Genomic DNA, 16,020 nt, shown 5'->3' with positions numbered 1-16,020 from the left:
GGCCCATGTCTACCCTGGTTGGTATGCAACGGATCATCGGAACGGAGGTCGAGTACGGCATTTCCTCGCCGTCCGACCCGACCGCGAATCCGATCCTGACGTCCACCCAGGCTGTCCTTGCCTATGCGGCGGCGGCCGGGCTCCAGCGGGCCAAGCGGACCCGGTGGGACTACGAGGTCGAATCGCCGCTGCGTGACGCTCGCGGGTTCGACCTCAGCCGCTCCTCTGGACCGCCACCGGTGGTCGACGCCGACGAGGTCGGCGCCGCCAACATGATCCTCACCAACGGTGCCCGGCTCTACGTCGACCATGCGCATCCCGAGTACTCAGCGCCCGAGTGCACCGACCCGATGGATGCGGTGATCTGGGACAAAGCGGGGGAGCGGGTGATGGAGGCGGCCGCACGTCATGTCGCCAGCGTCCCCGGGGCTGCGAAGCTGCAGCTCTACAAGAACAACATCGACAACAAGGGCGCCTCCTACGGGTCGCACGAGAACTACCTGATGAGCCGTCAGACCCCGTTCTCGGCGGTGATCGCCGGGCTGACGCCGTTCCTGGTGTCCCGGCAGGTGGTGACCGGCTCGGGTCGGGTGGGGATCGGGCCGTCAGGTGACGAACCGGGCTTCCAGCTCTCCCAGCGTGCCGACTACATCGAGGTCGAGGTCGGCCTGGAGACCACGCTCAAACGCGGCATCATCAACACCCGCGACGAACCGCACGCCGATGCCGACAAGTACCGGCGGTTGCACGTCATCATCGGTGACGCGAACCTGTCGGAGACGTCGACCTACCTGAAGCTCGGCACCACCTCGCTGGTTCTCGACCTGATCGAGGAGGGGCCGTCGATCGGGGCGGACCTGTCCGATCTGGCGCTGGCTCGGCCGGTGCATGCAGTGCACGTGCTCTCGCGCGACCCGTCGCTGCGCGCCACGGTGGCGCTGGCCGACGGCCGGGAATTGACCGGTCTGGCGCTGCAACGGATCTACCTGGACCGGGTCGCCAAACTTGTCGACAGCCGCGACCCCGATCCCCGGGCCAACCACGTGCTGGAGACGTGGGCACACGTGCTGGACCTGCTCGAGCGGGACCCGATGGAGTGCGCCGATCTACTCGACTGGCCGGCCAAGCTGCGACTTCTCGAGGGTTTCCGGCAGCGGGAGAACCTCGGGTGGTCCGCGCCCCGGCTCCATCTGGTCGACCTGCAGTACTCGGACGTGCGGCTGGACAAGGGCCTGTACAACAGGCTCGTCGCGCGCGGTTCGATGCAGCGACTGGTCACCGAACAGCAGGTCCTCGACGCGGTGGACAACCCGCCGACCGACACCCGCGCCTACTTCCGCGGAGAGTGCCTGCGCCGCTTCGGCGCCGACATCGCCGCGGCCAGCTGGGACTCGGTGATCTTCGACCTGGGCGGGGACTCGCTGGTCCGCATCCCGACGCTGGAGCCGCTGCGGGGCAGCAAGGCCCACGTCGGGGCTCTGCTGGAGTCCGTCGACAGCGCTGTCGAGCTCGTCGAGCAGTTGACGACCTGATCGAGCTATCCCCGGCAATGACGGTGGCGACCGGTAGTGTGGGGTGACCGGCAGGACGACGGCCGGACGCCCGCACTGGGCAGGGAGACATAGCAGGAGGCAGCGATGGCTCAGGAGCAGACCAAGCGTGGCGGTGGAGGCGGCGACGACGACGACCTCTCCGGCAGCACGGGCGCCGGGCAGGAGCGCCGTGAGAAGCTGGCCGAGGACACCGACGACCTGCTGGACGAGATCGATGACGTCCTGGAGGAGAATGCTGAGGACTTTGTGCGTGCATACGTCCAGAAGGGTGGACAGTGACCTGGCCGAATCGTGAACAATCGGCCCCTCTGTCCCCACTATCCGGAGCTGGATCGGGAATCGGGAATGCCCTACCGCAGGGTTTTTCACACGGCGGCGTGAACCTGTCGTCGTTCTCTGATTTCCTGCGCGCCCAAGCTCCCCACCTGCTGCCGTCGGGTAACCCGGCGTCCGCGGGTGTGCCCACCGACGTCGCGCCGCACGGCACCACGATCGTCGCGCTGAAATACCCGGGTGGTGTGGTGATGGCCGGTGACCGCCGAGCCACCCAGGGCCACATGATCGCCAGCCGGGACGTGCAGAAGGTGTACATCACCGACGACTACACGGTGACCGGCATCGCCGGCACGGCAGCCATCGCGGTGGAGTTCGCGCGCCTGTACGCCGTGGAACTCGAGCACTACGAGAAGCTCGAAGGGGTCGCGCTGACGTTCCCGGGCAAGGTGAACCGGCTGGCCACCATGGTCCGCGGCAACCTCGGCGCCGCGCTGCAGGGCTTCATCGCGCTGCCGCTGCTGGCCGGTTACGACAACGACGACCCCAACCCGGAAGGTGCGGGACGCATCGTGTCCTTCGATGCCGCCGGCGGGTGGAACTTCGAGGAGGAGGGCTACCAATCCGTCGGATCGGGGTCGATCTTCGCGAAGTCCTCGATGAAGAAGCTGTACTCGCAGGTCAGCGACGCCGACTCGGCCCTGCGGGTAGCGATCGAGGCGCTCTACGACGCCGCCGACGACGACTCCGCAACCGGCGGGCCCGACCTGGTGCGCGGCATCTTCCCGACCGCGGTACTGGTCGGCGCCGACGGGGCTTCCGTCGTCGACGAGCAGCAGATCGCCGCCGTGTGCCAGACCATCATCGACAGTCGTTCGCGGGCCGACACGTTCGGCCCTGACGCTCACCGTGCCGCAGACGCGCGAGGAGATTCGTGAGCTTCCCTTATTTCATCTCGCCCGAGCAGGCGATGCGCGAGCGTTCCGAGCTCGCACGCAAAGGCATCGCCCGCGGCCGCAGCGTGATCGCCCTGGCCTACACCGACGGCGTGTTGTTCGTCGCGGAGAACCCGTCCCGCTCGCTGCAGAAGGTCAGCGAACTGTACGACCGCGTCGGATTCGCCGCCGTGGGTCGTTTCAACGAGTTCAACAATCTGCGCAGCGGCGGAATCCGGTTCGCCGACACGCAGGGCTACGCGTATTCGCGGCGCGACGTCACCGGCCGCCAGTTGGCCAACGTGTACGCCCAGACGCTGGGCACGATCTTCACCGAGCAGGCCAAGCCGTACGAGGTGGAGTTGTGTGTGGCCGAGGTCGCTCACTTCGGTGAATCGAAACCACCGGAGCTGTACCGCATCACCTACGACGGATCGATCGCCGACGAGCCGCATTTCGTCGTCATGGGCGGTACCACCGAGCCGATCTCGACCGCGCTCAACGAGACCTATACGGAGAACGCGTCGCTGGGTGACGCGATGGGCATCGCGGTCAACGCGTTGACCGCCGGCGGAAACGGCAGCGAGCCGCGCACTCTGGGCCCGTCCACCCTCGAGGTCGCGATCCTCGATGTGAACCGGCCGCGGCGCGCATTTCGTCGCATCACCGGCTCGGCTCTGGAAGCGCTTCTGCCCGAAGCCGTTCCGGAGACTGACGGCGCCGAGAACTAAGTGCACTGCACCCTTGCTGCCGCCGGGGTGCAGGTGCTGGTCGGTGATCTCGACGACGCGGCCGATCTGTCCCCAGGGCAGCCCTCGAGTTCCGCGGATGGCCAAGACGTAGTCGTAGCGAACTGGCGGTGTGGTCGAGGGCACCGCTTCACCGGCGGCACCCTGGCAATGGCCTTACGTCGCGCGACGTGAACACTCCACACGTCGCGCGACGTGAACACTCCACACGTCGCGCGAGTTGAACACTCCACGCGATGTGACCACTGCCCCGCAGGGCTCGCGCTGTCGGTGATCGTCGATCGACGGTGTCAGGTCGCGCGGTGACGCTCACAGCATTTCTCCAGGCGTGTCCGTCTTGCGTGCACCGAACGCAGGGTGGATGATGTTGCGCATAACGCATCAGGTTGCGTTATACGCAACATTCTGAACATTCACTGGTGAACCGGAGCGGGTGGCCCATGCCCAAAATCCCCAAAATCGTCGTGATCGGTGCCGGCATCGTCGGCACCTCACTGGCCGATGAGCTCACCGCGCGTGGCTACACCGACGTCACGGTCGTGGACCGTGGACCGATGTTCGCGACAGGGGGATCCACCTCGCATGCGCCCGGCCTCGTGTTCCAGACCAATGCGTCGAAGACCATGACCGCATTCGCGCGCTACACCGTCGAGAAGTTCAACAGCCTCGAGCACCCGGGCGGCTGGGCGTTCAACCAGGTCGGTGGGCTCGAGGTCGCCACGACGCCGGAGCGCTGGGCTGACCTGCACCGCAAGGCCGGCTGGGCGCAGTCCTGGGGCATCGAAGGACGACTGCTCGACCCCGCAGAATGCGTCGCACTGCACCCGTTGATCGACCGTGATCGCATCCTCGGCGGTTTCCACACCCCGCATGACGGGTTGGCCAAGGCACTGCGCGCCGCCGAGGCGCAAGCGCGGCGGGCCGAGGCCCGCGGTGCGACCCTGCGACCGCATACCGAAGTCCTGGGTGTCCTCGAGTCCGGCGGGCGGGTCACCGGTGTCCGCACCGCCGACGGGGTGCTCGACGCCGACATCGTGGTGTGCGCGGCCGGATTCTGGGGAGCGCAGATCGCCCGCCAGGTGGGGCTCGTGCTGCCGCTGGTGCCGATGGCCCATCAGTACGCCCGCACCGGCCAGGTCGCCGACTTGGTGGGCCGGAACTCCGAGTACACCGAGGCGGGGCTGCCGATTCTGCGGCACCAGGATCGGGATCTCTACTTCCGCGAGCATGTCGACCGTCTCGGTATCGGCTCCTACAGTCACAAGCCGATGCCGGTCGACATGTCCACCTTGTTGGCAGACACCGCCGACGAGGCCATGCCGTCGATGCTGCCCTTCACCGAAGAGGACTTCGCGCCGGCCTGGAAGTCCGCGGTCGAACTCCTTCCAACACTGAGTGATTCGAAGATCGAGGAGGCCTTCAACGGCGTCTTCTCCTTTACTCCCGACGGCCATTCGATCATGGGTGAGCATCGCGAACTGAGCGGGTTCTGGGTCGTCGAGGCGGTATGGGTCACCCACTCCGCCGGGGTGGCGAAGGCGGCCGCGGAATGGATCGTCAACGGCACGCCGTCGATCGACGTCCACGAGTGTGACCTCTACCGGTTCGAGGACGTCGCCCGCAGCCCGAAGTTCATTGCGCAGACCAGTTCGCAGGCCTTCGTCGAGGTCTACGACATCATCCATCCGCACCAGCATCGCAGTGCATTGCGCGGACTGCGCACCAGCCCGTTCCACGCCCGCCAGGTCCAGTCGGGAGCGTTCTTCTACGAGGGCGGTGGTTGGGAGCGCCCGGCCTGGTATGACGTGAATGCCGCACTGATGCAACGGCTTGCCGACGAAGGGCTCCATCTTCCCGACCGTGACGAATGGGCCGCGCGATTCTGGTCACCGATCTCGGTCGCCGAGGCGCACTGGACCCGTACCCATGTCGCGATGTACGACATGACGCCGCTGACCCGCTACGAGGTCGCCGGACCGGGTGCACTGACCTTCCTGCAGCAGTTGACCACCAACAACGTGGACAAGAGCACAGGCTCGGTGACCTACACCCTGCTCCTGGACGAACGAGGCGGCATCCGAAGCGATCTCACCGTCGCGCGGCTGGCCCGCGATGTCTTCCAGGTCGGGGCGAACTCGCCGCTGGACTTCGACTGGCTCAGCCGGCACAAGCCGGCCGACGTGGTGCTTCGCGACGTCACCGGCGGTACCTGCTGTGTGGGTGTGTGGGGGCCGGCGGCGCGCGACGTGGTGGCGCCGCTGTGTCCCGACGACCTCTCGAACACGGCGTTGCGCTACTTTCGCGCTGTGCGCACCCACCTCGGTGCCATCCCGGTCACACTGATGCGGGTCTCCTACGTGGGGGAACTGGGTTGGGAGATCTACGCCGGGGCTGAGTACGGCGCGGCGTTGTGGGACCTGCTCGCCGAGGCGGGCCGGGACCACGGAATCATCCCCGCCGGCCGGATCGCCTTCGACAGCCTGCGGATCGAAAAGGGCTACCGCAGCTGGGGCACCGACATGACCGTCGAGCACACTCCTGCCGCGGCGGGTCTCGGGTTCGCGGTGCGGATGGAGAAGGCGGTCGACTTCGTCGGAAGGGCCGCACTGAACCACGCACCGCCTCCCTCATCGATGCTGCGCAGCATCGTTTTCGACGATCCCGACGCCACCGTGCTGGGCAAAGAGCCGGTGTTCGCTGACGGCGCCTGCATCGGGTACGTGACCAGCGCCGGACACTCGCCGATGCTGGGGCGAACCGTCGCCTACGCCTGGCTGCCCGCCGACGTGGGTATCGGCGACGCCGTCACCGTCGACTATCGCGGCGACACGCACTCCGCTGTGGTGTCCAGCGAACCGGTGGTCGACCCGGAAATGGCCCGAATCAAGAGGTAGACGGCGATGAATCAACAGAATTCGGCCTACGACGTCATCGTCATCGGGCTGGGCGGTATGGGAAGCGCCGCCGCGTACCATCTGGCCGCACGCGGTCAACGTGTGCTCGGTCTGGAGCGGTTCACTCCCGCTCACGACAAGGGGTCCAGCCACGGTGGTTCCCGCATCATCCGGCAGTCGTACTTCGAGGATCCGGCATATGTGCCGCTGCTTCTGCGTGCCTATGAGCTGTGGGAGGCGTTGGCCCGAGAGAGCGGCCGCGACGTCTACCGGCTGACCGGTGGACTCTTCCTCGGTCCGCCAGACTGTGTCACCGTGGCAGGCAGCCTGCGCGCCAGTCGACAGTGGGGCCTGGCCCACCAGGTGCTCGACGCCCGCGAGATCCGCTCCCGGTTCCCGAATTTCACCCCCAACGACGGCGACGTCGCGCTCTACGAAGCCAAGGCCGGCTTCGCCCGTCCGGAACTGACTGTCGCCGCTCACCTCGCGCTCGCTGAGAATGCGGGGGCCACACTGCAATTCGGTGAGAAGGTGCTGGAGTGGGCCGAAACCGCCGGTGGCGTGACGGTGCGCACCGGCCAGGGCGCCTATACCGCCGGGCAGCTGATGATCTGCCCGGGTGCGTGGGCGCCGCAACTGCTGGCCGACTTCGGGGTGCCGATCACCATCGAGCGTCAGGTGCTCTACTGGCTCGACCCGGTGCGCGGAACGTCCTCGTTCACCGATCACCCGATCTTCATCGACGAAAACGACTCGGGGATGCAGATCTACGGCTTCCCGGCGATCGACGGCCCACGAGGAGGAGTCAAGGTCGCCTTCTTCCGCAAGGGTGTCGAGTGCACGCCCGAGACCATCGACCGCACCGTCTACCCCCACGAGATCGGCGAGATGCGCGAGCGGGTCGGACAACTGCTGCCCGACCTGGACGGGCCCTGCCTGCATTCGGCGACGTGCATGTACTCCAACACGCCCGACCAGCATTTCGTGATCGCCCGCCACCCCGAGTGCACGCATGTGATCGTGGCATGCGGCTTCTCCGGCCACGGTTTCAAGTTCGTCCCCGTGGTGGGGGAGATCCTCGCGGATCTGGCCATCGACGGCGCCACCGACCACCCGATCTCGTTGTTCGACCCGAGCAGGCTGGTGACGACATGACCATCGCCGAAGAAACACCGCCACAGTCGGCGCTGCTGACCACACTGGGCGGCACCTACTACACCAGCGAGGCGGTGTTCGCGGACGAGCAGACCCGCATCTTCGAGCAGATGTGGGTGTGTGCCGCGCGCGCGGCCGAACTCGCCGCCCCCGGCCAGTTCCGCAGGGTCCAGGTCGGACGGGAGAGTGTGCTCCTGGTCCGAGGCCGTGACGGCGTGCTCAGGGCTTTTCTGAACGTGTGCCGACACCGCGGTGCGCAGCTGTGCACCGAGGAGCAGGGACAGGTCAAGCGCACGCTGCGCTGCCCCTACCACGCGTGGACCTACGGGCTGGACGGCAAGCTCGTCGCCGCACCGAACCTCGGCACCCTGACCGACGACGCAGGAGCCCCGATCGATCGCTATCGCTACGGACTGGTTCCCGTGGCGCTGACCGAGTGGCTCGGCTATGCCTGGGTGTGCCTGGCCGAGGAGCCGCCACCGTTCGCCGACGATGTCATCGGTGACGTCACCCACCGGCTCGGCGACCGCCGCGCCATCGACCGCTACGGCATCGCGGAGCTGACCCTGGGCCGGCGTATCACCTATGACGTTGCGGCCAACTGGAAGCTCATTGTCGAGAACTTCATGGAGTGCTACCACTGCTCAGCGATCCACCCAGAGCTCGTCGAGGTCCTCCCCGAGTTCGCCCGGGGAATGGCCGCCCAGTCCTACGTGGGTCGCGGCGCCGAGTTCGGCTCGGGCATCGACGGTTTCACTGTCGACGGTTCGTCGGGGTTCGCGACACTGCCCGGACTGACGCCAGAACAGGACCGCCGCTACTACGCAGTCACGATCCGCCCGACGGTGTTCGTCAACCTGGTGCCCGACCACATCATCTTTCACCGGATGTACCCCCTGGCTGCGGACCGCACCGTCGTGGAATGCGACTGGCTCTACGCTCCCGAGGTACTCCAGGCGGGTCATGACATCTCGCGGTCGGTGGAACTGTTCCACCGGGTCAACGTCCAGGACTTCGACGCGTGCGAGCGCACCCAGCCGGCGATGTCGTCGAAAGCCTACCGGCAGGGCGGAGTGCTGGTTCCCGCCGAGCATCACATCGCCGAGTTCCACCACTGGGTGCTCGCGCGGCTCGCGGGCCCGGCGTAGCGCAGGTCCGCACGTCGGACCCGGCGGGCGTATAGGCTGCGTGGGCAATGCCGAAGCGTCAGGACAACCAGCGCCAGGGCGATGCTCCCGCCGCAGTGCAGTCCGTCGACCGCGCGCTGCAGGTGCTCGACATCCTCGCCGAGTTGGGGAACGCCGGGGTGACGGAGATTGCCGCCGAGCTCGGAGTACACAAATCGACGGTGTCACGGCTGGTCGCAGTGCTCGAAGCGCGCGGTTTCGTCGAGCAGGTGTCCGAACGGGGCAAGTACCGCATCGGCTTCGCGATCACCCGACTGGCCCGCGCCAGCGGTGCGCACCTGAACCTGGTCAAGGTGAGCCAGGACATCTGCGACAGCCTGAGCGTCGACGTCGGCGAGACCGCCAACCTGGCCGTCCTGGACGAGAACCGCATCGTCAACATCGTGGAGGCGATCGGCCCCGCCGAGATCACGTTGCGCACCTGGGTCGGCCAGAGCTGCCCGGCCTACGCAACCTCCAGCGGCAAGGCGCTGCTGTCCGGCCTGGATGCCGGCGAGGTGCAGGCCAGGCTCGACGGCGGTTTCGAGTCGTTCACCGACACCACCGTCACCAGCATCTCTCAGCTGCAGAGCGAACTCGCCTCGGTGCGGGAACGTGGCTGGGCAAGCGTGAGCGAGGAACTCGAGGTCGGTCTCAACGCCGTCGCCGCTCCGGTCCACGACGTCCACTCGCAGGTGGTGGCGGCGCTGAGCGTTTCCGGCCCCACCTATCGGCTGGGCGTGGACCGCTTCGAAGAGGTCGCGAAGCTGACGATCGCCGCGGCCGACGAGATCAGCCGTCGGCTCGGCTGGATCGCACGCGGGTGAGTGGCGAATTCACGACGCGGTTCCGACGTGTGCCCGGTGCAGCGCCGACGAGTCACCGGTGATGACGGCCAGGATCGTGCGCCACGCATCCGAAGGCCGATTCAGCATTCCGCTGTGCGCCGGCCAGCCTGCCACGCGTCCTCCGTCGTCGTAGCTGCCGGTGGTCAACCGCACCACGGACGGCATCTCGTCGGGATCGGCGCCGTGCGGACCGCCGGGGATGCCCTGAACCGCCTCGATGAAATCACCCGGCGCGGTCATGGAGAACCGCAGCACAGCGGGATTGCGGTTGTGCCAGTCCCCGGGATCGTCGACGCCCACCCCGGCTCCGGCGGCGGCCAGAAATAGGGTGCGATCCGACGTCAGACCCTGCGTCTCGGCGGTACCGACGATGGAACCGCCGTAGGAATGGCCGATCACGGTCACCGGCACCCCGTCGCCGACCACCCGGTCCACGTCCTCGCTGAACGCCACCAGCCGTGGCGCCATGTCCAGCGCGTAGCGCGCATCAGCGGCCTCGGTGACGACGTCGAGCGGGTCGCGCACCTGCGGGAACGGGCCGCCCAGATACGTGATGACGGCCGCGTCCCCGCTGGTGGCGGTCACGAAACGGCGTGCGGTGACGGTGTTGGCCGCCGAATCCTCGATGCGGGTGTTCACCCCGGGCACCAGCACCGCGACGCTCCGGGCGGCTGCGAGGTCGCCGTTGAGTTCGACCAGCGACGCGCGGACCGGGTCGAAGGCCAGGATCTGCCGCTCGATGCGGCCGTGCCGTCCCGACGGGTCATCGATCTCGCCGAGCAGACCGCGATACAGCGCCACCCGACGCCGGGAGTCGGCGTCGGCGCCGGTCTCGGTCAGGATTGCCGAGGCGATGTTGATCCGGTTGGCCGCCACTCTCATCGGCCACGGCACCCCGTCGGTGTTGCCCACCTGCCGGGGAAATTCGGCGATCAGACGGTCACGCTGTTGCGGGCTCATCGCGGCGATCTGTTCGGCGATGCGGTCCTGGCTCATGGTGGGCCAGCCCGCCACCGGTCCGGGCCCGACTGCAGCGGGCACCGTGGCAGCCGGAGCGGGGTTGTTGTCGGCGAACGCGTCGGCGATGTCGGCGGCAGCGTCGGCATCGGCGGCGCCGAGTCGCTCGAGGCACTCGCCGATTCGGCGTTCCCATTCCCTGGCGCGGGCCGCCAGCAGCGTCTCCGCCACGGCATCGTCGCCGCCGGCGAGCAGGACCATCAGCGGAGCCGGGCCTGCGGCGATGGTCACCGCGGCGTCATCGGCCACGGCGAATCCCTCGGCCCGGGCTTCCTCGACGCCGGCCAGAACATCCGAGCGTGCCGGGCCCAGCTGTTCGGCACCGTCGCGGGCGGCCACCGCCGCCGACACCAGCGCGCGGGCCAGCGCGGTGATCGTCGAGACGGCGCGTGGCGCGTCCGCCCGGGCCGCATCGGCCGCTGCGCCGCGCCACCAGTCCCGGCTGCGCTCGACATCGGCGCTGAACCGCTCCGCATGCCGGGCCAGCGCGGTGGCCAGCGCGTCCCATCCCTCAGCGAGCTCGCACAAGGCCGCCGGCCGCCACGCCCGCGCTTGCGAGACCGACAGGGGAGTCACCGCACAGGGAATCGACCGGTGTGGGCGCGGTCGGCTTGCTCGAGTGCATCGGCTGACTGCCGGGCCGCCTGGGCCCAGCCGCGCAGTCCCGCCGCCGCTTCGGCGATCCGGTCGCTGAGCGGTTGTCCAGCCACGGCGGCGGCCGCTGCCGAGCCGATCAATCCGTCGCCCAGCGCGGTTGGTCGCAGTTCGGTGACGTCACCGGCCGCCGCAGTGACGCGGTCGGCAAGGCTGCGCAGTTGCTCCAGATCGACCCTGGCGATTTCCCCCATGGCTCATGCTGACAGATCCCGGCGCGCCCCCGATCCGGTTATCCACAGGGTCTTGGGCGTGGTCCGGCCACCACGCCGGTCGGGCAGCAAGTAGTCTCGATGAGGTGCAGCGACGAATCATGGGCATCGAGACAGAGTTCGGTGTCACCTGCACGTTCCACGGCCATCGCCGGCTGAGTCCCGACGAGGTCGCCCGCTACCTGTTCCGGCGGGTGGTGTCGTGGGGACGCAGCAGCAACGTCTTCCTCCGCAACGGTGCGCGCCTGTACCTCGATGTGGGCAGCCACCCCGAATACGCCACCGCCGAGTGCGACAACCTCAGCCAGCTGGTCACCCATGACCGCGCCGGGGAACGGGTGCTCGAAGACCTGTTGATCGACGCCGAACAGCGCTTGGCCGACGAGGGCATCGGCGGCGACATCTACCTGTTCAAGAACAACACCGACTCGGCGGGTAACTCCTACGGCTGCCACGAGAACTACCTGATCGTCCGGGCGGGCGAGTTCTCCCGGATCTCCGACGTCTTGCTGCCGTTCCTGGTGACCCGCCAGTTGATCTGCGGCGCAGGCAAGGTGCTGCAAACCCCCAAGGCGGCGACCTTCTGCCTGTCCCAACGGGCCGAGCACATCTGGGAGGGTGTGTCGAGCGCCACCACCCGCTCGCGCCCCATCATCAACACCCGCGACGAGCCGCACGCCGACGCCGAGAAATACCGCAGGCTGCACGTCATCGTCGGCGACTCCAACATGAGCGAGTCGACCACCATGCTCAAGGTGGGTTCGGCATCGTTGGTGCTGGAGATGATCGAAGCCGGCGTGGCGTTCCGAGACTTCTCACTGGACAACCCGATCCGGGCGATCCGCGAGGTCAGCCACGATCTGACCGGTCGACGCCCGGTGCGGCTGGCCGGCGGCCGGCAGGCCAGCGCGCTGGACATCCAGCGCGAGTACTACGCCCGCGCCGTCGAGTATCTGCAGACCCGCGAACCCAACGCGCAGATCAACCAGGTCGTCGACCTGTGGGGACGCCAGCTCGACGCCGTCGAGAGTCAGGACTTCGCCAAGGTCGATACCGAGATCGACTGGGTCATCAAGCGCAAGCTGTTCCAGCGCTACCAGGACCGCTACAACATGGAGCTGTCCGACCCCAAGATCAGCCAGCTCGATTTGGCCTACCACGACATCAAGCGTGGGCGTGGGGTGTTCGACCTGTTGCAGCGCAAAGGATTGGCGGCGCGCATCACCACCGACGAGGAGATCGAGGCCGCGGTGGACACCCCGCCGCAGACCACCCGCGCCAAGCTGCGTGGTGAGTTCATCAGCGCCGCCCAGGAAGCCGGTCGCGACTTCACCGTCGACTGGGTGCACCTCAAGCTCAACGATCAGGCGCAGCGAACGGTCTTGTGCAAGGACCCGTTTCGGTCGGTCGACGAGCGCGTCAAGCGCCTCATCGCCAGCATGTGATCATGCCGGGCGGCGGTGCACCGAAACGGCATAGTCACCGCCGTGAAACGGCTCCCGGTCCCACGTTGCCCATCGGTCGACCAGTTGCAGGCCCGCCGCAACGGTGATCTCGTCGTAGCGATCGAGTGTCAGCCGACCGGTCTGCAGCTGGAATCCGGCGACCAGTAGACCCCCGGGCCGCAGGCGCGCCGCCAGCTGGCCGACGACGTCAGGCTCGGTGCCGCGGTCGAGGAAGATCATGACGTTGCCGGGTAGCGCGACCAGGTCGAAGGCCTCGCTGAGGTGATCGCCGGTGTCGACGAGGTCGGCCTCTACCCAGCGCAGATCGGGTGCCTTGGACCGGGCGGCCGCCAGCATCGCCGGGTCGGCGTCGAGTCCCACCACCGCGAATCCGCGGGCGGCCAGTTCGATGGCGACCCGCCCGGTGCCGCACCCCGCGTCGAGCACGGTCGAGCCGCCCGTCTCGCGCAGCAGCGACTCGATCAGGTCGGCTTCACCGTGCACGCCGACACCGCTGGCGGCCAGCCGTTCCCAGCGGGCGTCGTAATCCTGCCCGCGCGGGGCGTCGGAGCTCTGCCACCGGGTTCCCATGGCGCCGATCCTGTCAGGCTCGCCGCGCCGGATCACGGGCGGCTCGCCGCCGTTGTTCTTTGGGCGGCTCGCCGCCGTGAGTTCTGGGCGGCTCGCCGCCGTGCTCGTTGGGCGGCTCGCCGCCGTGCCGTCGGGCGGCACCCCCGCCGCGCCTTAAGCTCTAGGGCGTGGGGATCTCCAAAGTCGAACGGTTGATGAATCTCGTCATCGCGCTGTTGTCGGCGCGCACCTTCATCACCGCCGACCGGATCCGCGAGACCGTGCTCGGATACTCCGGTGACGGAAGCGACGAGGCCTTCTCTCGGATGTTCGAACGCGACAAGAACGAACTGCGTGACCTGGGCATCCCGCTGGAGACCGGGCGGGTGTCCTCGACCGACCCGACGGAGGGCTATCGGATCAACCGCGACGCGTACGCCCTGCCCGCGGTGGATCTGACCGCCGACGAGGCCGCCGCCGTCGCGGTGGCGACCCGGCTGTGGGAATCCCCGGAGCTGATCACCGCGACCCAAGGTGCGTTGTTGAAGCTCCGGGCCGCCGGTGCCGATATCGATTCCGTCGAGGACGACATCGCGATCACCTCCACGGCCGCGCTGCCCGGGCTGCGCGGCTCCGAGGAGGTGCTGGGCATTCTGCTGGCCGCCGTCGACTCCGGTCAGGCGGTGCAGTTTCCGCACCGCGCGGCACGCAGCGAGCCCTATGTGACCCGCACGGTGGAACCCTGGGGTGTGGTCACCCATCGGGGCCGGTGGTACCTCGTCGGACACGACCGGGACCGCGAGGCGGTGCGCACCTTCCGGCTCTCGCGCATCGGCGCGGAAATCACCGCGGTCGGGGCATCCGGCTCGGTGCACCCGCCCGAGGACGTGAACCTGCGCGAACTCGTGGCACGGGTCGTCGGGGACTGGCCGAGCACCGGGGAGGCACGGGTATGGGTGGCCGAGGGCCGCGCGACAGCCCTACGCAGACAGGGCACGGTGATCGGGCCCAAAACCCTGGGCGGACGGGCCGGTGACGAGATCACCCTCGACATCGGGATGTTCGACCGGCTCGCCCGCGAGGTGGCCAGCTACGGTGCCGACGCGGTGGCACTGGAGCCTGCGACGCTCCGTGAGGACGTGCTCGCCCGGCTGCGGGCGCACGCCGACACCGATCGCGAGGTCAGCGCATGACGGCAACCTCGGCGCGGCTGGTTCGGCTGCTGAACATGGTGCCCTACTTCCAGGCCAACCCGCGGATCACCTACACCGAGGCGGCCACCGACCTCGGGGTCAGCGTCAAACAGCTCCGCGAAGATCTCAACCAGCTGTGGATGTGCGGGTTGCCCGGTTACGGACCGGGTGACCTGATCGACTTCGAGTTCTCCGGCGACACCATCGAGGTCACCTTCACCGCAGGCATCGACCATCCGCTGCGGCTGACCTCGCCTGAGGCGACCGGGGTGCTGGTGGCCCTGCGTGCGCTGGTCGACGTGCCCGGCATGGTCGACCCGGAGGCCGCGCGCAGCGCGATCGCCAAGATCGAATCCGCGGCCGGTCGCGCCGGCCACGGCCAGGACGGGGCCGCCGTCGACGAGCCCGCACCGGCGGAGAGCGACGCCGCCGCCGCGGTGCGCACCGCGGTGCGCACCGACCGCGCGCTGGCGCTCGAGTACTACTCCGCCTCTCACGACATGCTGTCCAGCCGAGTCGTCGACCCGATCCGGGTGGTGCTGGTCGGTGACCACAGCTACCTGGAGGCCTGGTGCCGTTCGGCCGAGGGGGTCCGGTTGTTCCGCTTCGACCGGATCGTCGACGCTCGGGTGCTCGAGGAGCCGTCCGTTCCGCCGCCCCCCGCGGTGCAGGAGGGCCCCGACACGTCGCTGTTCGACCCGGACACCGCCGATCCGACGTTGCCCGTGGCCACGCTGCGGGTGGAGCGGTCGGCGTCGTGGATGTTCGACTACTACCCGCTGCGGGTGCTGCGCGAATTCGACGACGGATCCTGCGAGGCCGCGATGACCTACGCCGCCGATCAGTGGATGGCGCGATTCGTCCTCGGCTTCGGTTCAGCGGTGCAGGTGCTCGACCCGCCGCAGCTGGCCGAACGGGTCCGGGAGGCGGCTTCGGCAGCTCTGGACGCCTATCGGGTCGGCGTGCCGGCCTCTGGCGAGTAGACTCGGCGCAGACGTCTGGAGGTAACCAAATTGGGTGGTTTGCAACCCTGGCACTGGGTCATCGTGATCGCCGTGTTCGTGTTGCTGTTCGGTGCCAAGAAGCTCCCGGACGCGGCGCGGTCGCTGGGTAAGTCGATGCGCATCTTCAAGTCCGAGATCAAGGAGATGCAGGCAGATTCCCAGTCGGGCAAGTCGGATCAGCCGACGCAGATCACGTCGGAGCGGGTCTCGGACGCCGGCGACATGTCCGGCGGCGCCACGCAGGCGTCCACCGAGTCGTCGTCGGACAAGCGCTCAGCCTGACGGGTCGACTCTCACCCCGCGGCCAGTGTGCCCGCGGGGTGAGTTCACGTCTCGTGCGGAGCGCCTGAGC

15 protein-coding genes are annotated in these 16,020 nt (G+C 68.2%); 12 read left to right on the top strand and 3 right to left on the bottom strand.

Going from position 1 to position 16,020, the window contains the following annotated elements; translation table 11 throughout:
* Positions 1-23: 23 nt before the first annotated feature.
* The 8 genes from dop (at position 24) to J3476_RS00650 (ending at position 9,552) form a co-directional block, all read left to right on the top strand.
* A complete protein-coding gene (gene dop, locus J3476_RS00685) occupies positions 24-1,532 on the top strand; it encodes a depupylase/deamidase Dop (protein WP_207064710.1) in 1,509 nt (502 codons plus the stop codon).
* A 105-nt stretch (positions 1,533-1,637) separates the two neighbouring features.
* A complete protein-coding gene (locus tag J3476_RS00680; protein WP_152517549.1) occupies positions 1,638-1,832 on the top strand; it encodes a ubiquitin-like protein Pup in 195 nt (64 codons plus the stop codon).
* A complete protein-coding gene (gene prcB, locus J3476_RS00675; protein ID WP_207064709.1) occupies positions 1,829-2,764 on the top strand; it encodes a proteasome subunit beta in 936 nt (311 codons plus the stop codon). The genes J3476_RS00680 and prcB overlap by 4 nt, the downstream gene beginning before the upstream one ends.
* Positions 2,761-3,492, top strand: coding sequence for a proteasome subunit alpha (prcA, locus tag J3476_RS00670; protein WP_207064708.1), 732 nt, complete (start codon positions 2,761-2,763; stop codon positions 3,490-3,492). Before prcB ends, prcA begins: the two co-directional genes overlap by 4 nt.
* 458 nt (positions 3,493-3,950) lie before the next feature.
* Entirely contained in the window at positions 3,951-6,404 is a 2,454-nt protein-coding gene (locus tag J3476_RS00665) for an FAD-dependent oxidoreductase (RefSeq protein WP_207064707.1), read from the top strand.
* A gap of 6 nt (positions 6,405-6,410) precedes the next feature.
* Entirely contained in the window at positions 6,411-7,559 is a 1,149-nt protein-coding gene (solA, locus tag J3476_RS00660; RefSeq protein WP_207064706.1) for an N-methyl-L-tryptophan oxidase, read from the top strand.
* A complete protein-coding gene (locus J3476_RS00655; protein ID WP_207064705.1) occupies positions 7,556-8,707 on the top strand; it encodes an aromatic ring-hydroxylating dioxygenase subunit alpha in 1,152 nt (383 codons plus the stop codon). Before solA ends, J3476_RS00655 begins: the two co-directional genes overlap by 4 nt.
* Positions 8,708-8,754: 47 nt before the next feature.
* Positions 8,755-9,552, top strand: a complete 798-nt coding sequence (locus J3476_RS00650) for an IclR family transcriptional regulator (RefSeq protein WP_207064704.1) — start codon at positions 8,755-8,757, stop codon at positions 9,550-9,552.
* Positions 9,553-9,561: 9 nt separating this feature from the next.
* On the opposite strand, the gene J3476_RS00645 is transcribed toward J3476_RS00650, so the two are convergent.
* Positions 9,562-11,166 (bottom strand): alpha/beta hydrolase, encoded by a 1,605-nt coding sequence (locus J3476_RS00645; protein ID WP_207064703.1) that lies wholly within the window; start codon positions 11,164-11,166, stop codon positions 9,562-9,564.
* Positions 11,163-11,438, bottom strand: a complete 276-nt coding sequence (locus tag J3476_RS00640) for a hypothetical protein (RefSeq protein WP_207064702.1) — start codon at positions 11,436-11,438, stop codon at positions 11,163-11,165. Before J3476_RS00640 ends, J3476_RS00645 begins: the two co-directional genes overlap by 4 nt.
* Positions 11,439-11,542: 104 nt before the next feature.
* Here J3476_RS00640 and pafA point away from each other — a divergent pair, with 104 nt between their 5' ends.
* Entirely contained in the window at positions 11,543-12,901 is a 1,359-nt protein-coding gene (gene pafA / locus J3476_RS00635) for a Pup--protein ligase (RefSeq protein WP_152517540.1), read from the top strand.
* Here pafA and J3476_RS00630 read toward each other — a convergent pair whose 3' ends face one another.
* A complete protein-coding gene (locus tag J3476_RS00630) occupies positions 12,902-13,492 on the bottom strand; it encodes a class I SAM-dependent methyltransferase (protein WP_207064701.1) in 591 nt (196 codons plus the stop codon). It lies immediately after the preceding gene.
* Positions 13,493-13,659: 167 nt separating this feature from the next.
* Between J3476_RS00630 and J3476_RS00625 the strand changes: the two genes are divergently transcribed.
* The 3 genes from J3476_RS00625 to tatA are packed head-to-tail and all read left to right on the top strand — an operon-like array spanning position 13,660 to position 15,950.
* Entirely contained in the window at positions 13,660-14,664 is a 1,005-nt protein-coding gene (locus J3476_RS00625; RefSeq protein WP_207064700.1) for a YafY family protein, read from the top strand.
* Positions 14,661-15,647, top strand: coding sequence for a YafY family protein (locus J3476_RS00620; protein ID WP_207064699.1), 987 nt, complete (start codon positions 14,661-14,663; stop codon positions 15,645-15,647). Before J3476_RS00625 ends, J3476_RS00620 begins: the two co-directional genes overlap by 4 nt.
* Before the next feature lie 30 nt (positions 15,648-15,677).
* On the top strand, positions 15,678-15,950 hold the full coding sequence (gene tatA / locus J3476_RS00615) for a Sec-independent protein translocase subunit TatA (protein ID WP_207064698.1): 273 nt from the start codon (positions 15,678-15,680) through the stop codon (positions 15,948-15,950).
* The last annotated feature ends 70 nt before the right edge of the window (positions 15,951-16,020 follow it).

This window comes from Mycobacterium sp. PO1, from assembly GCF_017312405.1.
Classification (GTDB): Bacteria; Actinomycetota; Actinomycetes; order Mycobacteriales; family Mycobacteriaceae; genus Mycobacterium.
Note: the sequence above shows the minus strand (reverse complement) of the source record. Positions and strands in the feature narration are given on the sequence as shown.